This is a genomic window from Streptomyces sp. FH025, from assembly GCF_017427025.1.
Classification (GTDB): Bacteria; Actinomycetota; Actinomycetes; order Streptomycetales; family Streptomycetaceae; genus Kitasatospora.
Window position 1 is genome coordinate 1 of the sequence record NZ_JAFLNG010000063.1, and the last position, 20,147, is coordinate 20,147.

Below are 20,147 nucleotides of genomic sequence, written 5' to 3' on the forward strand. Positions count from 1 at the left end.
CCAACCCCTGGGCGCCGACGCCGAGGCCCAGCTGCTGAAGCTCGCCGAACTGCGCGGCACCCTGACGCCCGAACAGTCCGCCCGCTGGAGGGAGCTGAAGCGCACCTGGCGGGGCTGAGGAGTCGCGATCGACTCAGGCGGGGCCGTGGGGCGTCGGCCCGCCGGCCAGCGCCTCCCAGGCCGGGTCCGGCAGGCCGGGGACCATCCGGCCCTCCGCCTGCCACAGCCGGGCCAGCTCGGCGTAGATGGGCGCCTCCGGCTCGGGTTCCGGAGGGCGCCCCGCGCCGTGCAGGATCGTTTCATCGGCCGGCCGACGCCAGGACGCCGGCATCCTCCCAAAACCACTCACAGCCGCCCAACGCGCCCCGCGTGCGCCGGGTCACGGCCGCGTCAACCGGACGGCCCGCGCATCCACCCCGCGCGGGCCGTCCTTGGGTTCTATTGGTCGTCGCAACACCCCGGGGCTACCGCCGCCGGCCCGCCGCGAGCAGCTCCGGCACGGTGGCGAGCTTCACCCGCGGCCGCCCCTGCGCCTCGCCCCGCGCGCGCTCCGCCCGCTCCACCGCGCGCAGCTCCCGCAGCCCCACCGCGTCCGGACGACGGCGCCGCACCAGCCGCTCGAACTCCCGACGCCCCGCCCCGGGGGCGGGCAGCGCCCGCGCCACCGCGTCGTCCAGCAGCGCGTCCACCGTCTCCCGGGCGCAGGCCCGGTTGGCGCCGATCCCGCCGGACGGACCGCGCTTGGCCCACCCCACCACGTACGCGCCCGGCAGCGGCCGTCCGGTGGCCGGGTCGACGGGCAGCCCCGGCACCGGCACTCCCCGGTGCCCGATCGAGCGCACCACCAGGGCGGCCCGCAGGGTGTCGGTCTCGCCGGTGCCCTCGGCCCGGCCGTCCGCCGTCAGCGTGGTCCGCTCGACGGTCACCCCCGAGACCCGCCCGCCACCGTCCCCGGTCAGCTCGACGGGCGAGGACAGGAAGCGCAGCACGATCCGCCGCCCCGGCCCCGGCTCCGCGCCGCCGTCGTGCGGCACCAGCGGCAGTCCGGCCAGCAGCGCCGCCCGCGAGTCGGGCGCGGCCGCCTCGATCGCGGCCCGCACCTCGGGGTGGTCCTCGACCACCAGCTCGACGCCCGGCAGCCGTCGCAGCGCCAGGAACTCCGGGGCCGTCCACGCCGCCTGTTCCGGCCCGCGCCGGGCCACCAGCACCACCTCGCGCACCCGGCTGCGGCGCAGCGCGGCCAGGGCGTGGTCCGCGATGTCGGTGGCGGCGAGCCGGTCCGGGTCGGTGAGCAGGATCCGGGCGACGTCGACCGCGACGTTGCCGTTGCCGACCACCACCACCCGCTCCGCCGACAGTTCCACCGCGTCGGCCGGCACCGTCGGTTCGGCGTTGTACCAGCCGACGAAGGCGGTCGCGGGCAGGCTGCCGGGCAGGTCCTCGCCGGGGACGCCGAGCCGCCGGTCGGTGGCCGCGCCGACGGCGTACACCACCGCGTGGTGGTGCGCGGCGAGCTCCTCGTGGGTGACGTCGGTGCCGACCTCCAGGTTGAGGTGCATCCGCAGCCGGGGGTCGCGGAAGACGCCCGCGAAGCTCTCCGCGATCCGCTTGGTCGACTGGTGGTCGGGGGCGACGCCGTGCCGCAGCAGGCCGCCGGTGACCGGCAGCCGGTCGATCATGGTGAGCTCGGCGCTGGTGCAGCGCAGCAGCTCCTGCGCGGTGTACCCGGCGGACGGCCCGGTGCCGACCACGGCGATCCGCAGCACGCCGAGTTCGCCGGGCAGGCTGCGCGGGAAGGCGGGCGCGCCCCAGGCGTGGTCGTTGGGGTGGTCGCGGAACCAGTCGCGGTTGAGGTCGGCGTACACGGCGTCCGGCCCGTGCAGCCGGTCGACCGGGAACACCGCGTCCACCGGGCAGGCGTCCGCGCAGGCGCCGCAGTCGATGCACGCCTCCGGGTCGATGTACAGCAGGTCGGTGGTGCCGAACTCCGGTTCGTCCGGGGTCGGGTGGATGCAGTTGACCGGGCAGACGGACACGCACGAGGCGTCGTTGCAGCAGGTCTGGGTGATCGCGTAGGCCATGGCCGGAGTGGGGTCCTCGCTCGTGCGGATGGGTGTCCGGTGCTTGATCGACGAGTCTGCGCTGACGGAACGTCAGAGCATGTGCACGCGACGGTAGATGGCCGCCGAGCGGGTGGTGAGCAGCCCGGCCTCGGCGAGGAAGGCCATCAGATGCCGGGAGCTGTTGCGCATCATCGCCTTGCGGTGCTCGTTGCCGCGCACCTCGGCGAGCGCCCGTCCGACGTCCAGCCCGGCGGCCCTGTACACGCCCGGGTGGATCATGCTGGTGACGATGACGTACGCACCCATCGCGATGCCGGCGGCCGAGGTGCGGCGGCGGGCCGGGCCCGCGTGGCGCATCCGTTCGAGGATCTCCTGCCGGGCGAACTTCATGTGCCGGGACTCCTCGACCACGTGGATCCGGGAGCTGCCGCGGACGATCTCCAGGACGTTCTCGCCGCGCATCCAGTCGCGCTGCATGACGTCCAACACCTCCTCGGCCACCAGGGTTCCGCCGTAGGCGAGTTCGCCCCTGGCGAGCGACTTGAAGGCGCGGCCGGCCTGGGCGACCGCCCTGTTCGGCCGGTAGGCGGGGACGCCCATCTTCTCGCAGACGCGGGCGAACATGATCGAGTGGCGGCACTCGTCGGCGATCTCGGTGAGCGCGAAGCGGAACTCGGCGTTGGCGGGGTTCTTGAGGTACTGGTCGCGCAGGATCATCTGCTGGAGGATCAGCTCGAACCAGATGCCGGTGTTCATGATCGAGCAGACCTCGTGCCGGGTGAGCGTGACCCGCTGGCGCTCGGTCATCTCGTCCCAGAGCCGGGTGCCGTAGAGCGTGCTCCACTCGGGGTTGAGGCCGTAGTGCTCCTCCGGCAGGGGAGCGTCCCAGTCGATCTCGGTCGAGGGGTCGAAGGAGAGGGCTGCGGCCGAGCCCAGCAGCCGCTTCGAGACGTCGTCGTCGCCCGCCGTGTGGCGGTTCGCCGTCTGCCGGGTGAGAGCCATGGCTGCCTCCTGGTGCCTGCCGCGGGTTCCCGCTCACCCGCTTATTAGACGGACAGTACAATAAGAGCCCGTCGCCGAGAACCCCCTGCGCGGCGGCGATCCGGCGCACAAAGCACGGCGCGCGCCCCCGGTGCCTGCCGGGGTGCGCGCGCCTTCGAGTGCTTCGGACTGCCTCCCGCTACCTCCCGCCGTCTCCCGCCACCGACCCGTCCACCGACCCGTCCAGCGCCCGGCGCAGCGCGTCCGCCGCCTCGGCCGTCGCCTCCCGGAAGCGGCGGCCGGCGCCGAGGTAGTTGGCGTACCCGTGGATGAGGTCCGGCTGCCGGCTCAGCCGCACCTGAACCCCCGCCTCCTCCAGCGCCCGCGCGTACGCCTCGCCCTCGTCCCGCAGCGGGTCGAAGCCCGCGGTGCCGATGTACGCGGGCGGCAGCCCGGTCAGGTCCTCGGCGAGCAGCGGGGACAGCCGGGGGTCGGTGCGGTCCGCGGGCGCGGGCACGTAGTGGTCGGCGAACCAGTCCATGTTCTCGCTGGTCAGGAAGTACCCGTCGGCGAACAGCTCGCGCGAGCGGCGCCGCGCCGAGGCGTCCACCGCCGGGTACAGCAGGAGCTGGAACACCGGCGCGGGCCCGCCGCGCCGCACCGCCGTCTGCGCGGTGACGGCGGCGAGGTTGCCGCCCGCGCTGTCCCCGCCGACCGCGATCCGCTCCGGGTCGGCGCCCAGGTCGGCCGCCTTGGTGTACGCGTAGTCGAACGCGGCCAGCGCGTCCTCGACCGCCGCCGGGAACACGTGCTCGGGCGGCCGCCGGTACTCCACCGACAGCACCCGCACCCGGCCGCGCCTCGCCAGGAACCGCGAGATGTGGTCGTGGCTGGCCCGGCTGCCGAGCACCCAGCCCCCGCCGTGCAGGAACACCAGCAGCCCCGAGCCCTCCGCCAGCCCGTCCGGCGTGTACAGCGTCGCCGCCAACTCCCCGTGCTCCAGCGGGATCCCGAGCTCCCGCACGGACACCCGCCGGATCGCCGGCCCGCCGACCAGGTGCCGCCCGTACTCCAGCGCCATCCGCGACGGGCCGACCCCGCCCGGCAGAACCAGCGCCGCCTTCGACAGCCGCTGCAACCGGAGCATCAGCTGCGCGTCCAGCGCCAGCGTCTGCCCGTCCACCACCACCGGCCTGCCCGCGAGCGCCCGCCGCGCCGCCTCCGGCAGGGCGTACACGCCCCGGAGGAAGGCGGCCTGGATCCGGACGGGGAGTGGAATCGTCATCGTCTGCCTCCTGCGAGCGGCTCTACCTGGGTCGGGAGCCCATGATGGGCCCGCCCCGGCCGCCAGGGAAGCCTCCTCGCCGTCGCCTGCGGCGGGCCTTGCTCAGGAGCCGCGCCGGTCCTCGGCGTCGAAGGCGGCGAGGGCGCGGGCGCCGGGTTCGAGGGCGTTTCGCAGGGCCGTACGGGCGGGGCCCTCCAACCCGCCCAGGGCGTCGGCGAGTTCCTCCGCCACGTCGGCGGCGATCTCCGCCGCCACGGCGTCGACGGGCGTGCGCGGCCCGAGCTTGCTGACGGCGGCGGCCGCGCGGGTGGGGGTGAGCAGGGCGGACGCCTGGACCAGCAGCCAGGCGGGGACCCCGGCCGCGCCCTCCGGCGGGGGGAGGTAGGGCCGGGCGCCGTCGTAGCGCTCGTCCTCGGCGAAGGCCTTCTGCTTGACCTTGATGACGGGCCGTTCGGCCTCCGACTCGCACCACTCCCCCGCCGGCTTGAGGACGTACCCCTCGGCGAGGTTGTCCGCCAGCTCGGGCAGTCCGAACAGGGCCGGCACCCGGCTGGGGAAGGCCACCGGCAGCTGCTGCAGCGCGTTCAGCGTGCCGTGTGCGAGCAGCGGTACGCAGGTGAGCCCGGCGGCGCCGGCGGCGGCCCGCAGCTCGCGGTCGGAGATCCAGCACCGGCCTTCGCGCGTCTCCACCGTGGCGTCGAAGGGCAGCCAGCGCAGGCCGGGCGCGTACCAGACGCCGGTCTGCACGGGCTCGACCCCGGGGGCGGCGGGCACCTCGGGGTGCGGGTAGCGGCCGCCGGCCAGTTCGCCGTAGACGGTGACGACGGCCGACGGGCCCCGGCCGGCCCGCACCACGGCGGCGAACCGCCCGGCGGCGACCAGCAGTCGCGGCCAGATCCGGCTCACCCCGAAGAAGGCGTCGAGTTCCTCGTCCCCCAGCAGGTCACGCCGCTTGGCGGCCCGTACGGAGTCGCCCTCGCACACCACGGCGAAGTGCGCCCCGTGCACCTTCTCCGCCGCGATCCACTCCCGGCTCCCGGGCGCGCCGGAGCGCCCCCGCGCGGGGATCTTCGGGTAGGGCCTCAGTTCGGCCGCTGCGGATCCTTCGTACGCCGTCTCGGACACGAACAGGATCCTCGCCGCAACGCCCGCCCGCTGGCAACGGGATTCAGCTCCCGGCGGCCGTTCCGGCCCGCGCCCAGAGCCCGGTCAGGTGCGCGTGCAGGAGTTCCTCCGCCTCCTCCGCCGTCAGGTGCCCGATCAGCACGTGGCCGGTGAGCCCGTCGGCGAGGGCGAGCAGGGTGCGGGCTTCGCGCGCGGGGTACGGGCACTCCGCGGCCTCCGCGAGCAGCCGCGTGAGCAGCCCTTCCAGGTTCGCGTAGCTGTCGCGCAGTCCGGCCGCCAGCCCGGGGTCGACGGCCGCCGCGGCGAGGAAGGACAGCCAGATCCGCGCCTCGGCCCGGTGCTCCTCCCGCAGCAGGGCCACCTCGCCGACCACGTGCCCGACCGTGCTCGCCGCCGACTGCGCGGGACTTCCCACCAGCCGGCCGTGCGCCCGTTCGGTGACCCGTTCGCCGATGTGGCCGAGCGCGAAGAGCAGCATCTCGTCCTTGCTGCGGAAGCAGCGCTGGACGGCACCCATCGAGACCTCCGCGCGGGTGGCGACGTCCCGCAGGGTCACCCCTTCGAGTCCTTGGGCGTCGATCAGCGCACACACCGCGTCGGCGATCCGTCGACGCCGTTCCTCATGGTCCACCTGCTTGGGCACCGGTCACCATCTCCTCGCGATATTCCGATGCAAGCGTATCGGTTCCTTGACTAGGGTTCCGATGCAAGCGCATCGAAAAAAACGCAAAGGAGACGCCCCCGTGTGGAAACTCCCCGCCACCACCATCGCCGCCGCCGTCCGCAGCGGACAGGTGTCCGCGCTGGAGGTGGTGAACGCCCATCTCGCCCGCATCGCCGAGGTCAACCCGCAGGTCAACGCCGTGACCCAGCTGCTCGCCGACCGCGCCCGCGCCCAGGCCGAGGCGACCGACCGCCGCCGCGCCGCCGGCGAACCGCTCGGCCCGCTCGCCGGAGTGCCGTTCACCGTCAAGGAGTCCACCCGCATCGAGGGCGTGCCGACCACCTTCGGCACCCCGCGCTTCAGCAACCTCGTCGCGCCCGCCGACGCCATCCCGGTGGCCCGGCTGCGCGCCGCCGGGGCGATCCCGATCGGCCACAGCAACCTGCCCACCCTGATCCTGGCCGGGATGCACACCCGCAGCGAGCTGTACGGCGACACCCGCAACCCCTGGGACGCCACCCGCACCCCGGGCGGGACCAGCGGCGGGGACGGCGCGGCGGTGGCCACCGGCATGGCCGCGCTCGGGCTCGGCAACGACTCCGGCGGCTCGGTGCGCATCCCGGCCGCCTTCTGCGGTGTCGCCGCGCTCAAGCCGACCGCCGGCCGCTTCGCCGCCGACCAGCGCGCGCTGGGTCCGGACGATCCCGGCCCCGCCTCCCAACTCCTGGTCGACGACGGCCCGTTGGCCCGTACGGTGGCCGACCTGCGGCTCGCCTACGAGACCCTGGCCGGCCCGGACCCCCGCGACCCGCGCGCCGTGCCCGCGCCGCTGTACGGGGATCCCCTCGTCGGCGGGCCCAAGGTCGCCGTCGTCACCGATCCGGGCGGCCACGGCGTCCACCCCACCGTCCGCCGCGCGATCGAGACCGCCGCCGAGGCGCTGCGCGACGCCGGGTACGAGGTGCGCGAAGTCCCCGACGTCCCCCGGCTGGACGAGGCCCGGGACGCCTACCACCGGCTCACCAACACCGAGTTCGCCCCCAGCTGGCCCGTCGTCCGGCAACTGCTGGGCGAGGGCGGCGACCGCTTCATCGACTTCACGATGCGCACCGCCCCGCCCGTCGACGCCGCCGGGCTGATCAAGCTGATGGGCACCTGGATGAACATCCGCCGCTCCTGGACGGAGTTCCTCGACGAGTACCCGCTGCTGCTCGGGCCGGTCTTCACCGAGCCGTCGGTCGAGCCCGGACTGGAGTCCCGGGACCAGGCCGGCCGGGACCGGGTCGCCGCCGCCATGCGGCTGTGCTCGATCACCAGCTTCGTCGGCGTCCCCGCCGTCGCCGTCCCCACCGGGCTCGCGGCCGACGGCCTGCCCACCGGCGTTCAGCTCGTCGGCCGCCCCTTCCGCGAGGACCTCTGCCTGGCCGCCGCCCAGGCCGTCGAGGACCGCCTCGGCGTCCTCACCCCCGTCGACCCGAGGGTGTAGCGGAGCACGGAGAAGGGCCCCACCCGGTCAACCCGGGTGGGGCCCTCTCTCACCGCATCCGCCCTACCGCTTTCGGCGGAAGGTCTTCGCGATGTAGCCACCCCAGAGGAGTGCGGCGGCCGTCAGCAGAGCGAGGCCGAACGTGCGGAGCACCGACCCGGCCCAGGAGCTCGCGGGCGACAGGCCGAGCAGCACGAAAGCGCCGAGGCACAGCAGCAGCAGGCCGAGCGTCGCCAGGGCGGCCTTCCCGTAGCGGTTCACTTCCGCCCCCCGAGCTTCGGTCCGAACCACAGCGAGCCGGCGATGGTGATGAACCACCAGATCGGGCCGAGCAGGCCGGTGGCGGTGACCAGGCCGGTCTCCTTGAGGAGCACCGCGACGAGCGCGCCGAGCGCGCAGAACGCGACGATGACCAGGAGGTACTTGAAGCTCACGAACCGATTCTCCCTGTACTGGAGCACTGACGACCAGCGGGGCCAGGGAGTGGTCCCCGTCCGCGCGGACGGGGACCACTCCCTGGCCGGGTTACCGAGTTGCTACCTCAGCCCGATCAGAACCACCACCTGCCCCGGTGGCGGCCGGCGCCGCGCCAGAAGGAGGTGTATCCGCGGCTCACGCTGAAGAAGCTGCTGGAGGCGCCGCCGAGCGAGAACCAGCCCATGTTCACGTAGAGGTCCCGGCGGTTCCACTGCTTGTCGTTGCCGAACCGGGTCTTGCCCCAGTAGTCGCCGGCGCCCATCCCGGCGCCGACGACCGCGCCGGCGACGATGCAGCCGACGCCGGCGCTGGCCGCGCAGATGCCCCCGATCAGCGCACCGCCGCCGACGACGGCGGCCACCCGGATGCCCCGGCGGGCCCACTTGCGCCAGTCGCGGCCGTCGAGGTCGAACTTGTTGAGCGGGTCGGCCGAGACGTAGTCGTACGCGTTGGCGTTGCCGCCGTAGACCGGGTCGACGGACAGGAAGCGGCCGGTGGCCGCGTTGTAGAGGCGCACGCCCATCAGCACCAGCGAGCCGCCGGGGGTGTCGGAGGAGCGCGTCTTGGCGCCGGTCCAGCCGTACCGGACGGCGGCCTGGCCGGCCCTCGGCTGGCCGTACTCGTCGTAGTCGAGCACGGTGGGCGCGACCGAGGTGTCCAGCGGCAGCTGGAGCGTCACGTCTCCGTGCAGGTTGGCGAGTTGCAGCGTCACGGCGCCGCCGGACGTCACGGCGGCGAGGTCGCCGCCCACGCCGTTCACGTTGCGCACGGCGGTGCCGTCCACGGCGATCCAGCTCGGGCTGTCCCCGTCCGAGCCGTAGTGGTTCGTCCGGCCGCCCGAAACCGCCCACGCGGTACCGGAGTTGGTCTCGGTGGTCCAGCCGCGCAGGCGCTGCGCCGCGTCGAGGGTCCAGGTGTAGCGCTGGTTGCCGGTGGTCTGCTGCTGCACCAGGTCGCTGTTGAAGTAGCTGACCGTGCTGCCCGGCAGGGCGGTGGTGCGGCCGAACGCGTCGTAGGTGTAGCCCGCGTTGACCAGGCGGTCGGCGCTGTCGTAGGCGTTGGTCTGGGTGGTGGCCCCGTTCGTCGAGCACTCCTGGCCGCGCGGCGCGGTGGCGGTGGCCAGGCTGGTGCGGTTGGTGTTGTTGTCGAAGCCGTACGTGCGGGTGGTGCAGACGGCGTCGGTCGAGGTGTCGCGCACCTGGGTGAGGCGCCCGGCCCGGTCGTAGGAGTACGCCTGGGCGGCGGTCACGCCCGGAGTGCCGGTGTGGGTGGCCCACTGACCCTGGACGGTCTCCGTGATGGCGTCGTTGACCAGCACCGCGCCGTCGCTGTTGCGGGTGTGGGTGCGGGTGACGACGCTGCCGGTCGGGTCGATCCGGTCGGTGCTGGTGTAGCCGCCGGGCAGGCCCTGGCCGGTGACCTTGCCGTCCGCGTTGTAGCGGGCGGTGAGGGTGCCGGCCGCCGAGTCGGTCACCGAGGTGGTGAGGCCGCGCGGTTCGACGGCGGTGTCGTAGCCGTAGGTGGTGGTGGACGGCGAGCTGTCGGTGACCTTGGTCGGCCGGTCCAGCGCGTCGTACTCGGTGGTGGTGGTCGCGCCGTCGGCGTCGGTGTAGGAGATCTGGCGGTCGAGCGCGTCGTACGCCTTGGTGATCGTCCCGCCGGTCGCGGAGGTCTGCTTGACGACCTTGCCGGTGCCCGGGTCGTAGCTGACGGTGGTGGCCGGGGCCGCCGGGCCGACGCCGCCGCTGACCGTGGTGGTCACCGGGCGGCCGGCCGCGTCCGAGCTGATGACGGTGGTGCGGGTGACCCCGTTGGCCGTCTCGTCGGTCTGGGCGGTCTGCCCGAACTGCCCGTACTGGACGGTCTTGACGGGCAGCTGCGCCGGGTTGGCGCCACCGCCGGTGACCGCGCCGGCCGGGCCGGTCTGGCAGACCAGGTCGGCCCACTCCGGGCGCCCGGCGCAGGGGCCGGTGCCGGTGGCGGTCCAGTAGCTCGTGGTCGTGGTGCCGGCGTCGGTGCCGCCCGAGGCGGGCAGCGACTGGGAGGTGACCCGGCCCTGGGCGTCGTAGCCGGTCCCGGTGGTCAGGTTGAGCCCGCCGGCGTCCTTGACCTTCTTGGTCGCGACGCCGAGGCTCCAGTCGTAGACGCTCCTGTCGGTGCGGGTCTCGGCGAAGACGTCCGGCCAGCCGCGCAGGGCGCCGCCGGTGACGGTCGTGGTGACCTGGTCCTTGACCTTGGCGGTGCCGTCGGTCGGGCGGCCCTCGTCGTAGGTCTTGACGGTGCGGGTGCGGGCGGTCACCTGGGTGCCCGCCTTGGCGACCGCGGTGGTGCCGCTGACCGCGTCGGCGGCCAGGGTGACCCGGTGCAGCGGGCCCGAGGACTCGGTCTCGCGCTGCCCGTCCTCGCTGTAGACGCTGACGTTGGACAGCAGCTTGGCGCGCTCGCCGGACGGGAGCGTGTCGATGCCGAGGTCGGCGAGCTGGGCCTTGGCCTCGTCGGTGGCGCCGAGGGCGAGTTCGCGGTTGGCGGCGGTCAGCGCGCGGACCGTGTTGCCCCACTTGTCGCGCTCGGTGGTGGTGATCCGGTGCCCGGGGGCCGCCTCGTCGACCTGCTGGCCGGAGGCGTTCAGGTAGCCGATGGTGGCCCGGGTGTAGTCGCCCGGCTTGAGGTCGGCGCCGTTGTTGGACGCGGGCACCTGGTCGGCCGGGAAGACGGCGGTGGCGTCGGTCGGCAGGTCGCTCTGGCCCCAGGCGGCGCCGGCCGTGGCCGACAGGTCCTCGGGGGCGTTGGCGCCGGAGGTCGGAACGCCGTACACGATGGTGGTGGTGGCGGTGCCGTTGACCTGGGTGGCGCTGCCCGGGGTGAGGGTGTCGTGCCACACCTTCGTCAGCATGCCGGGCCCGGCCGCCGGGCTGCCGGTCACATTGCCGTAGCCGAGGAAGGTGCCGGTCTTGCCGCCGCGCTGGACCCACTTGAGCATGCCGTCGGTGTCGGGCTGCCAGTAGTAGGAGTACTGCGTCTGGGTGCTCTGGCCCAGGCGCGGGTCCCAGGTCTGGACGAGTCGGCCCAGTTCGTCGTACCGGTAGGTGGCCACGTCGGTGGCGGTGGAGGCGCCGGCCCCGGGGGCGGTGGCCCACAGCCTGATCGTGCTGACCTGTCCGGCGAAGTCGCCGAAGTTGCCGGTGTCGCTGGCGTCGGGCGCGGCGGTGGTGGCGGTCGCGTAGACGTACTGCAGGACGCGGCAGCCCTTGGTGGTGACGTCCGCGGCGCAGGCCGAGGCGGTGGCCGCGGAGGTCGGGGCGATCACGTACTTGGGCCGGGCGAGGGTCTTCCCGCCGACCACGGTCTTCTCCGAGACGACGGTGGTGGTGCTGTTGGCCAGGCCGTCCAGCAGGCTGGAGGTCACCGTCCAGGTGACGGCGGCCGGGTCGACCTTGGAGAAGGTGGTGACGGCGCCCTCGGTGTCGGAGAGGGTGAAGTCCCCGGAGGCGAAGGAGCCCTTGAGGGTCAGCTCCTCGCTGCCCGGCTCCGGCACCCAGCCGTCGCCGGCCGCGTTGGCGGTGAAGGAGACCGTCCCGCCCTCGGTGGTCGCCACGTCGAGCGAGGTGGCCGAGGTCTTGCGGATCTCGGTGTACGAGGAGGTGGCGACCTCCGAGGAGACGCCGGAGCTCCAGTTCGGGCCGAAGATCGGCGCCTGGCCGTCCTTGTTCGCGGCGGCCTTCGGGTCGCGCGAGGAACTGGTGCGCCCGACCGTCATGCCGAACACCGAGACGTCGGTGGCGGAGACGGTGAGGTCACCGGTGAGCAGGTTCAGGTCGCCGGGGCCGACCTTCCGGGTGGCCGCGCCGCCCGCCTTGCGGTCCACCACGACCTTGATCGGCTCGGAGGAGACCGACGCGCCGTTCGGGCCGGTGAAGTCGGCGCGCACCTGCACGGTGCCGTCCGGGTTGACGGTGCTGGTGGCGTTCCAGGTCAGCGCCGGGCTCTTGCCGCCGGACAGCGCGACCGGCCAGGATGCCTGCGCCGTACCGCCGTTGGTGACGTCGGCGGCCGGGATCCGGGTCCAGGCGTCGGCGTCCGAGCGGCGCCAGGAGAAGGCCACCGCGTCGTACTTGGCGCCGTCCGCCTCCGCGACCAGCGGGACGCGGGCGGCGGTGCGGGTGCCGTCGTTGGGCGCGGTCACGCCGCCTGCGCCGACCTGGAAGGTGTAGGAGACGGCCTCGGACTTGTTCTCCGCCCGGTCCACCGCCCGCACCTGGAGGGTGTTGGTGCCCGCCTTGGCGGGGGTGACGGTCAGCTTGACCGGCGTGGTGGTGCCGCCGGTGGCGACCTTCGTCCAGTTGACGCCGTCGAGCGTCCACTCCAGCGCGCTCTGGTCGCCGGCCGGCGGGGTCACGGTGAACACGCCGCTCTGCCCGGCGCCCTTGACCCACTGGCCCGAGGGGTAGTCGGTGGAGCCGATCGCGCCCGGCGCGGAGGGCGCCGAGGTGTCCACGGTGAAGTACGCCCAGGGCGACCAGCCGAGGCTGTAGTGCGTGCCGTCGTACGGCGAGGTGCGGAACCGGTAGGTCCTGCCGTTGGTCAGCACACCGGCCGGCACCTTCACCGAGGCGGGCGAGCCGCTCGGCACGAACGGCGAGACCAGCACGTTGCCGACCTGCGCGTTGGTGGCGTCGTCGAAGATCTGGAAGGTGCCGTCGACCTTGTCGTTGTTCGGGTCGACGAAGGTGTCCCGCAGCGTCGGGGTCGTCGAGTTGACCCACCACGTCCCGGCCGCGTCCTTGTAGAACGGCGAGCCGGCCTGCTGGTCGGTGCCGGTGCGCGGGCGGTAGTTGTACGTGACCGTCAGCTTCGGCACGTTGGCCGAGGCGTTGGCCGAGTTGAACTGCTTCCAGTACTTGGTGTTGGTCTCGTCCGGGGCGCGCAGGCCCATGCTGGACAGGCTGTTCTTCGCCGAGGTCCAGGTCTGGACGAGGTTGGTGACGTCCGCGTTGACCCAGCCGGCGCCGCCGCACGCGGGCCGACCCTTGGTCTCGGTGGACGTCGCCTGCTTGCTGTTCCAGGTCGGCTGGGACGTCCAGCGCGAGGCGGTGGACGGGCGGCCGGTGTCCCAGACCTCCCAGCCGTACGACAGGCAGTCGCTGTTGCCGGCGTAGAAGTTCCACAGCGACAGCTGGGCGTTCATCACCAGCGCGTCGGCGATCTGCGAGGTGTCCCACGTGATGAAGGAACGGGCCTCGCGGGAGCTGCCGTCGGCGTTCTTGGTGCCGGGGTTGCCCAGGTCGAGCTCGGTGTCGGCCGACCAGTCGACCGTCTCGCCCTTCTGGACGTAGGCGTCGAAGACGTTGCCGAGACCGGTGGTGGACGGGTCCACCGTCACCGGGTACGTGGTCCTCGGGTCGGCCAGGAAGGCCGCGTCCGGGGTGAACACCAGGTCGATGTCCTCGCCGTGCTGCACGACCTTGAGGTCCACCTTGGCCTTGCGGCTGCGGGCACCGGCGACGTCGTCGACGGTGGAGTCCCACATCACCGGGGCGGGCAGCACCGCGCGCCGCTCGCCGGAGGCGGTGTCGGTGAACACCACGCCGCCGTCCGGCTGCGCCTCGGCCTTCAGGCCCTTGGCCTTGAGCGGCATGGTGTACGAGTAACCGGCGGTGCTGGGGCGCTGCTTGAGGACCGTGTACTGCTCGAAGCCGGTCCGGGTGGCCTCCACGACGAGGTCGGCGGCGCCGTCGCTGATGGCGTCCCGGTACACCGCCCTGGTGCCGTCGAGCTCGGGCTTGGGCAGGCCGCCCTTCCACTGGAGCTCGACCTGCTGGTCGCCACGGCCGAGGGTGACCAGGGTGCGGTCCTCGCCCTTGCCGGACTGCGACTCGGCGTAGCTGCGGGCCCGGGTGCCGCCGGAGCCGGCCAGCTTCAGCCCGTTGGGGTGCGCCTTGGGGGCCACCGAGCCGTCGGCGCCGGCCTGGAGGGCGAGGTCGACGTCGACCCAGTCCGCGGCGGAGCCCTTGGCGGTGTCCTTGGCGGCGTCCTTGCCCGTGCCCCGGCTCTGGGCGCCGTCGCGGCGGAACCGGATCGGGCCCGCGCTGAGCTCGGTGGTGAGCGAACCGTCCTTGTTCACCCAGGTGGTCGAGGTCTCGGTGCGCTCGGAGAGCGCCTCGACCCGCTGGCCCGAGAGCCGGGCCGCGACCCGGGCCGAGGGGATGTCGGCGGCCGTCGTGGCGAACGCCTTGGCGGCGCTTTCACCGCCCTTGCCCGGCTTGGGGGCCGCCGCGAAGGCCGGCTCCGAACCCGCCAGGAGGGAGACCGCCACCGCCAAGGCGAGTGAGCCGCTCACCACCCTGATTGGTATGTGTCCGTACATTTCTGACTCCTTGTTGACAAGCCGCTTTTACGGCCGCCCAGGATCGTAAGGACGGACAAAAGTCGCCATATGACGACACATCAACTCAACAGGGAGTCATGCGCTGGCAATGGAGAGGCAATCTTGATCGACTCGTGACAAATGGATCATGGAACCGGCCGTCCGGCCGATCCGCCCCCAGGCATGGCAGAAGGCGCGGATCGCCCCCCTCGCGAGAGTGCGAGGGGGGCGATCCGCGCCTTCTGGAACCGGTGCCGACCGTTCGGCTGCGGCCGGCGCCCGGACGTCAGCGGGGGGTGATCTCGCCCATCTCCCCCCAGCCGTCCATGCCGGGAATCTCGATCGAGACGATCCGCGGCTTGGAGGCCACCGCGTACGACAGGTCCTCCATCGCCTTGGTGAAGTGCGCGGACTCCACGTGCTCCTTGCCCGCATCGCCGTCGCGGAACGCCTCGACCAGGACGAACTCGTTGGGGTCGTCGACGCTGCGGGACCACTCGAAGAAGAGGTTGCCGGGCTCGCGGCGGGTGGCCTGGGTGAAGTCGTCGACCAGGCTGAGCCATTCGTCGGCGCGCTCGGGGCGGACCGCGAACTTGACCGTGATGAAGATCATGGGACTTCCTTTCGCTCCACGTTCACACGTGGCAGTGCGGGTAGGGGCAGGCTGCTCGGCGAGCACAGTGATCATCGTCCCAGGCCGGACCGGCGGTATGCGAACCAGGAGGCATCACACGCCCGGGAACGCGCTCAGCCGGGGAACCCCGGCACCACCAGGCCGGACTCGTACGCGATCACCACCGCGTGGGTCCGGTTCTGCGCGCCGAGCTTGGTCAGCACGTTGCCGACGTGGGTCTTCACCGTCTCCAGGCTCACCCTGAGCGACTCCGCGATCTCCGGGTTGGACAGGCCGGTGGCCATCAGCCGCAGCACCTCCTCCTCCCGCCCCGTCAGCGCCGCCCTCGGCAACGCCTCGGCGGAGCCGAGGGGGCGGGCGGCGACCATCCGGCGCAGGGCGGCCGGGAAGAGGATCGCCTCGCCGGCGGCCGCCACCCGCACCGCCTCCGCGATCTGCGGGACCGGGAGCCGCTTGAGCACGAAGCCGCTGGCTCCGGCGCTGAGCGCGGCGGTGACGTAGCCGTCGTTCTCGAAGGTGGTGATCACCACGACCTTCGGCGGTTCGGCCGACCCTGGCGACTCGGAGAGCAGTTGCCGGGTGGCCTCGATCCCGTTGAGGCGCGGCATCCGCACGTCCATCAGGACCACGTCCGGCCGCAGCAGCCGCGCCCGCTCGACCGCCTCGACGCCGTCGGCGGCCTCCCCGACCACCGTGATCCCCGGCTGGGCGGTGAGCAGCGTGCTCAGACCGCTGCGGGTCACCGCGTCGTCGTCCGCGATCAGGAGGGTGACGGCGCTCACGGCCGCGTCGGTGCCCGTCACGCCCACACCCGGACCGGCAGCGGTGCGAGGCTCGCCGGCGCGCCGCAAGAGGCGAACAGCGCACCCGTGTACGTGGAGCCGCGCAGCAGCGGCCGGATTCCCCTGATCATGATCGTCAGTATGGCCGAGCGGCTCGTCGGCGACCTCCCTCGATCGGGGGAGCATTCATTCCCGCCTTTCCGCGATGTGCGCCCACACCCCCGGAACCCATGATCGTGGCAGATGTTTTCCCCATGATTCCAAGGGAGTTGACGCATGCGTGAACAGGACTTTCGCCTGCCCGGGCGGGGACGGTTCTTTTCGGCGGCGGTCGCCGTGGCCATCGGCGTGTTGACGATGGGCACCCTGGTTCCGGCTGCCGCATCCGCCGCCGCCACCGCCGGGCCGGGCACCGTCCAGCAGGGCCTGGACGCGCTGGTGCGCTCCGACGGCCTGCCCGCCGCGCTGGCGAGCGTCACGGACCGTACGGGCCGCACCCGCACCTACACCGCCGGGGTCGGCGACCTGGCCACCGGTTCGAAGGTGCCCGGGGACGGCCAGGTGCGGATCGGCAGCAACACCAAGACGTTCACCGCGGTGGTCGTGCTGCAACTGGTCGGCGAGGGGAAGGTCGGCCTGGACGAGAAGGTCGACACCTACCTGCCGGGCCTCGTCCGCGGGGACGGGATCGACGGACGCCACATCACCGTCCGCCAGATCCTCCAGCACACCAGCGGCCTGCCCGACTACGAGGGCGACATCGACGAAACCACCATCCAGCAGCGGTACTTCGAACCCCGCGACCTCCTGGACCTGGCCCTCAGGCACAAGGCCGACTTCGCACCCGGGGCGAAGTTCGCGTACAGCAGCACGAACTACGTGCTGGCCGGCCTGATCGTCCAGAAGGTCACCGGCAGGCCCCTCGCCGAGGAGATCGACCGGCGCGTCGTCCAGCGCATCGGGCTGCGCCACACCTACTTCCCCGCCGCCGGCGACAGGACCATCCGGGAACCCCACCCCAAGGGCTACCACCGGGAGGTGGAGAACGGACCCCTGCGCGACATCACCGAGCTGGACCCCTCCGCGGGCTGGGCCGCCGGCCAGATGATCTCCACCAACGCCGACCTCAACCGCTTCCTCACCGCGCTCCTCGCCGGCCGCCTCCTCCCGGCGGCCCAGCTCGCCCAGATGCGCACCACCGTCCCCATCTGAGACACCGGCGCCGGCTACGGGCTCGGGCTCATCAGCAGGCCGCTGTCGTGCGGAGGCGTCTACTGGGGCCACGGCGGCGACATCCCCGGGTACGAGACCCGGGGCGGAGCCACCGACGACGGCCGCGCCGTCAACATCGCCGTGACCGCCATCCCGGACGATCCGGCAGTCACGGAGCACCTCGAAGGCGTCGTGGACACGGCCCTCTGCCGCTGAACCCCGCCTCGCGCCGCCCCTCACGGTTGCGTGAGGGGCGAGCGGCCCTGGTCACGCGTGGTGGACGCGGACGACGAGCTTGCCGGCGGCGTTGCCGTGCTCCATGTCGGTGTGCGCCCGGCGGATCTCGTCGAGGCCGTCGTAGACATGATGGACGGGGATGTCGAGACGGCCGGCGGCGATGGCGTCGAGGACCCCCTGGAGGACGTCCTGAGGCAGGTCGCCGGCGTCGCCGCCGTAGGCGGTGAGCCGAACGCCGTTGGGCAGGTAGGAGATCGGGTAGAACTCCTTGACGGTCCACTCGTTCGAGAGCATCCCGGTGAAGCAGGCCGTGCCGTGGACGCGGAGGCTGCGCAGGGTGTCGGGCAGGGTGGGGGTGCCGACGAGTTCGAGGGCCGCGTCGACGCCCTGCGGGTACAACGCCCTGACGGCGTCGGCGATCTCTCCGGTGTCCAGGAGCGGGTGGTCGATGCCGCGGCGGGCGAGGTCGTCGAGGCGGTCCGGGCGGCGGGTGGTGGCCAGGACCGTGGCGCCCCGGGCCTTCGCGAGGGCGGCGGCGGCCAGCCCGACGGAGGAGGTGCCGCCGCGGATCAGCAGGGTCTGCCCCGGCGTCAGATCGAGGCCCGTGGTGAGCGATCCGTGGGCGGTCTGGATCATCTCGGGCAGGGCGCCGACGGTCTCCCAGGGCAGGTCGGTGTCGATCGGGATCACCTGGGTGAGCGGCACCAGCGTGTACTCGGCGTAGCCGCCGTCGAAGGTGCGGCCCATGCCTCCCATCATGGCGACGACCTTCTGGCCAGGGGCCAGCCCGCTGCCGTCGGGGGCGGCATCGACCACACCGGCCGCTTCGATGCCGGGCACCCGGGGGAAGGTGACGCCCTCGGCGAGGCCGAGGCGGGTGTGCAGCTCGGACCGGTTGAGGCCGAACGCCTCGACCCGGATGCGCACCCAGCCGTCCCGGGCGGAGGGGATCGGCAACTCGCGCACGTGGAGGTGCTCCACCGGCCCGGGGCCGGAGAGCTGGACGGCACGCATGGTGGCTGCCTGAGGGGCGGTGGACACGGAGATCGTCCTTCCGGTCGGCGAACACGTACGGGTGTGATCCTCCACACTCCGCCGGAGCGGGTGAAGACCCGAGCCTCCCGGTGTCGTCGTGTCGCCCGGGCCCCACCACCCACGTCCACCAAAGCAAAACGGCCGGTCGATCCGAAGATCGACCGGCCGTTCTCTGTGCGCGAGGGGGGAGTTGAACCCCCACGCCCTTTCGGGCACTGGAACCTGAATCCAGCGCGTCTGCCTATTCCGCCACCCGCGCATCTGGGTGATGGGTTAAGCATAGACCATCTGGAGGGGTGCTTCTGACCACCCCGGGATGGACGGTCGGCGCCTGTCATCCCAGGTCGCGTTGGCGCTCGGCCCGGTAGAAGGCCAGGAACTCCTCAAGCTCCTCATCCGACTCGAAGGTGTCAGCCTGGAGGTCATCGAGAGAACGGATCGGCTGGACACCCTTGGCGGTCAGCAAGTCGGTGATCGTCACGCCGGGAGTTCACCAGCGCGGACGGCGGCGATGAAGGACTCCCAGATGGAGGCGGGGAAGACGAGGACCGGGCCGTGCGGGTCCTTGGAGTCGCGGACCGGGACTGCGCCGGGGAGGCCGGAGGCCACTTCGACGCAGTTGCCGCCATTGGTGCCGCTGTAGCTGCTCTTGCGCCAGGTCAACACAGCCAGCTCCTTGGAGGGTCTACGCCGGGAAGTCGCCCTCGCGGACGGCCGTCACGAAGGCTTCCCAGGCGGAGGCCGGGAAAACGAGGGCCGGGCCGTGCGGGTCCTTGGAGTCACGCACTGGGACTGCGCCGGGGAGGAATCCAGGGGCCACCTCGACGCAGTTGCCGCCGTTGTCGCCGCTGTAGCTGCTCTTCCGCCAGACGGCTGCGGCGAGCTCGTTGCTCATCATCCTTGAATCCCTCCAGCGCCTCGGAGATCAGCCGAAGCGAGTCGCTCTCTGACAGGCATTCGCCCCGGAGCTGGTCATAGCGACGCTGATGCTTGGCCACACTGGCTGGATCACCGCTCAGATGCCCTCGATCCAGGCTCTCCGAGTAGACCAAGCGCCGCCCGTCCGGCAGCTCCAGCAACACCATAGCGGTGTTGATGCGAGCGCGCCGATTCGCAAACGGGGCCACGTGGATGACGACGTTCGAGAGCTGAGCCACCTTCAACAGGTGCTCCATCTGGCATCTCATCACCCCTGGACCGCCCACGACCGAACGGAGGGTGCTCTCGTCGAGGATGACCAGCAACAGCGGCCCGTCAGGCACGAGATAACGACTCTGCCGACTCAGTCGCGCTCTGGTCAGCTCCTCGACCTCCTCCGGGCTACCCGCTGCGGGGCTATTGGCGAAGAGCGCATGCGCGTACTGCCGACACTGCAACAGGCCGTGCATCACGCCGTCCTGGTACGCCCGCATCCCAACGGCGATGGCCTCCTGGTCCACGTACTCCTCGAACCAGTCCGGGTGCTCGATCGAAGCGTCCCAGTCCACCCGGCCGTACAACCGCATCAGCAGATCGCCGGTGTTCAACAGCCGGCCGAGCTCCTCGACTTCCTCCACCGGAGGCTTCCGCCGCCCGCTCTCCGTCCGCGAGATCACCGTCCGGTCGCAGTGCAGGAATTTGCCCAAGTCCTCCTGCGTGTAGCCCATCTGCTCCCGGGCGAAGCGGATCTCCTCGCCGAACATGATCGCGGAGCTCGCCGTCGGTCCCCGCTTGGTCTTCCGCTGTGCCACCACTGCCCCCAGTTGTGTCCTGCACGGCCTGCACGCCGATTTGGGCGTCACCGTAGCCCCGCCAGCCGATGA

Annotated in this window: 17 protein-coding genes, 1 tRNA gene and 1 pseudogene; 2 read left to right on the top strand and 17 right to left on the bottom strand. The window is 72.6% G+C overall.

Annotation, left to right across the window (positions count from 1 at the left end; all coding sequences use genetic code 11):
• Positions 1 to 133: 133 nt before the first annotated feature.
• The 6 genes from J0670_RS07295 to J0670_RS07320 all read right to left on the bottom strand — a co-directional run bounded on the left by J0670_RS07295 (position 134) and on the right by J0670_RS07320 (position 6,097).
• A complete protein-coding gene (locus tag J0670_RS07295; RefSeq protein WP_207810581.1) occupies positions 134 to 331 on the bottom strand; it encodes a hypothetical protein in 198 nt (65 codons plus the stop codon).
• Between the two features lie 133 nt (positions 332 to 464).
• Positions 465 to 2,081, bottom strand: coding sequence for a 4Fe-4S binding protein (locus J0670_RS07300; protein WP_207810566.1), 1,617 nt, complete (start codon positions 2,079 to 2,081; stop codon positions 465 to 467).
• Between the two features lie 72 nt (positions 2,082 to 2,153).
• Entirely contained in the window at positions 2,154 to 3,065 is a 912-nt protein-coding gene (locus J0670_RS07305; RefSeq protein WP_207810567.1) for a diiron oxygenase, read from the bottom strand.
• A gap of 178 nt (positions 3,066 to 3,243) precedes the next feature.
• The gene (locus tag J0670_RS07310) at positions 3,244 to 4,329 is read right to left on the bottom strand and encodes an alpha/beta hydrolase (RefSeq protein WP_207810568.1); all 1,086 of its coding nucleotides are present in this window, start codon (positions 4,327 to 4,329) and stop codon (positions 3,244 to 3,246) included.
• A 102-nt stretch (positions 4,330 to 4,431) separates the two neighbouring features.
• A complete protein-coding gene (locus tag J0670_RS07315) occupies positions 4,432 to 5,454 on the bottom strand; it encodes an RNA ligase family protein (RefSeq protein ID WP_207810569.1) in 1,023 nt (340 codons plus the stop codon).
• 43 nt (positions 5,455 to 5,497) lie between these two features.
• Complete coding sequence (locus J0670_RS07320; protein WP_207810570.1) at positions 5,498 to 6,097, bottom strand: TetR/AcrR family transcriptional regulator; 600 nt, start codon at positions 6,095 to 6,097, stop codon at positions 5,498 to 5,500.
• Between the two features lie 100 nt (positions 6,098 to 6,197).
• Between J0670_RS07320 and J0670_RS07325 the strand changes: the two genes are divergently transcribed.
• Positions 6,198 to 7,604 carry an amidase gene (locus J0670_RS07325; protein ID WP_374223073.1) on the top strand — a complete coding sequence of 469 codons (1,407 nt, stop codon included), beginning with the start codon at positions 6,198 to 6,200 and terminating at the stop codon, positions 7,602 to 7,604.
• 63 nt (positions 7,605 to 7,667) lie between these two features.
• Here the strand turns inward: J0670_RS07325 and J0670_RS07330 are convergent, their stop codons facing one another.
• The 5 genes from J0670_RS07330 to J0670_RS07350 form a co-directional block, all read right to left on the bottom strand.
• Positions 7,668 to 7,865, bottom strand: coding sequence for a hypothetical protein (locus tag J0670_RS07330; RefSeq protein ID WP_207810572.1), 198 nt, complete (start codon positions 7,863 to 7,865; stop codon positions 7,668 to 7,670).
• A complete protein-coding gene (locus J0670_RS07335; protein WP_207810573.1) occupies positions 7,862 to 8,038 on the bottom strand; it encodes a hypothetical protein in 177 nt (58 codons plus the stop codon). Before J0670_RS07335 ends, J0670_RS07330 begins: the two co-directional genes overlap by 4 nt.
• Before the next feature lie 116 nt (positions 8,039 to 8,154).
• Positions 8,155 to 14,418, bottom strand: coding sequence for a DNRLRE domain-containing protein (locus J0670_RS07340; protein ID WP_307806420.1), 6,264 nt, complete (start codon positions 14,416 to 14,418; stop codon positions 8,155 to 8,157).
• Between the two features lie 313 nt (positions 14,419 to 14,731).
• Positions 14,732 to 15,058 carry a putative quinol monooxygenase gene (locus J0670_RS07345; protein WP_207810575.1) on the bottom strand — a complete coding sequence of 109 codons (327 nt, stop codon included), beginning with the start codon at positions 15,056 to 15,058 and terminating at the stop codon, positions 14,732 to 14,734.
• Between the two features lie 134 nt (positions 15,059 to 15,192).
• Entirely contained in the window at positions 15,193 to 15,882 is a 690-nt protein-coding gene (locus J0670_RS07350; RefSeq protein ID WP_207810576.1) for a response regulator transcription factor, read from the bottom strand.
• A 255-nt stretch (positions 15,883 to 16,137) separates the two neighbouring features.
• On the opposite strand from J0670_RS07350, the pseudogene J0670_RS07355 reads away from it, so the two are divergent.
• A pseudogene (locus J0670_RS07355) lies at positions 16,138 to 17,289 on the top strand (serine hydrolase domain-containing protein).
• A gap of 51 nt (positions 17,290 to 17,340) precedes the next feature.
• Here the strand turns inward: J0670_RS07355 and J0670_RS07360 are convergent.
• The 6 genes from J0670_RS07360 to J0670_RS07380 form a co-directional block, all read right to left on the bottom strand.
• Positions 17,341 to 18,324 carry a zinc-binding dehydrogenase gene (locus tag J0670_RS07360; protein WP_207810578.1) on the bottom strand — a complete coding sequence of 328 codons (984 nt, stop codon included), beginning with the start codon at positions 18,322 to 18,324 and terminating at the stop codon, positions 17,341 to 17,343.
• Positions 18,325 to 18,520: 196 nt separating this feature from the next.
• A tRNA-Leu gene (locus tag J0670_RS07365) sits at positions 18,521 to 18,604 on the bottom strand.
• Between the two features lie 75 nt (positions 18,605 to 18,679).
• Complete coding sequence (locus J0670_RS07370) at positions 18,680 to 18,826, bottom strand: hypothetical protein (RefSeq protein WP_207810577.1); 147 nt, start codon at positions 18,824 to 18,826, stop codon at positions 18,680 to 18,682.
• Positions 18,823 to 19,011 carry a DUF397 domain-containing protein gene (locus J0670_RS07375; protein WP_307806421.1) on the bottom strand — a complete coding sequence of 63 codons (189 nt, stop codon included), beginning with the start codon at positions 19,009 to 19,011 and terminating at the stop codon, positions 18,823 to 18,825. The genes J0670_RS07370 and J0670_RS07375 overlap by 4 nt, the downstream gene beginning before the upstream one ends.
• A gap of 19 nt (positions 19,012 to 19,030) precedes the next feature.
• Positions 19,031 to 19,165, bottom strand: a complete 135-nt coding sequence (locus tag J0670_RS40185; RefSeq protein WP_307806422.1) for a DUF397 domain-containing protein — start codon at positions 19,163 to 19,165, stop codon at positions 19,031 to 19,033.
• On the bottom strand, positions 19,125 to 20,147 hold a 1,023-nt coding region (locus J0670_RS07380), incomplete at its 5' end, for a helix-turn-helix transcriptional regulator (RefSeq protein WP_307806423.1). The genes J0670_RS40185 and J0670_RS07380, both read right to left, overlap by 41 nt.

Bases quoted from the DNA above. Each gene is read 5' to 3' on its own strand.
- J0670_RS07295 (WP_207810581.1), bottom strand. From the start codon at position 331: ATGCCGGCGTCCTGGCGTCGGCCGGCCGATGAAACGATCCTGCACGGC.
- J0670_RS07300 (WP_207810566.1), bottom strand. From the start codon at position 2,081: ATGGCCTACGCGATCACCCAGACCTGCTGCAACGACGCCTCGTGCGTG.
- J0670_RS07305 (WP_207810567.1), bottom strand. From the start codon at position 3,065: ATGGCTCTCACCCGGCAGACGGCGAACCGCCACACGGCGGGCGACGAC.
- J0670_RS07310 (WP_207810568.1), bottom strand. From the start codon at position 4,329: ATGACGATTCCACTCCCCGTCCGGATCCAGGCCGCCTTCCTCCGGGGC.
- J0670_RS07345 (WP_207810575.1), bottom strand. From the start codon at position 15,058: ATGATCTTCATCACGGTCAAGTTCGCGGTCCGCCCCGAGCGCGCCGAC.
- J0670_RS07360 (WP_207810578.1), bottom strand. From the start codon at position 18,324: ATGCGTGCCGTCCAGCTCTCCGGCCCCGGGCCGGTGGAGCACCTCCAC.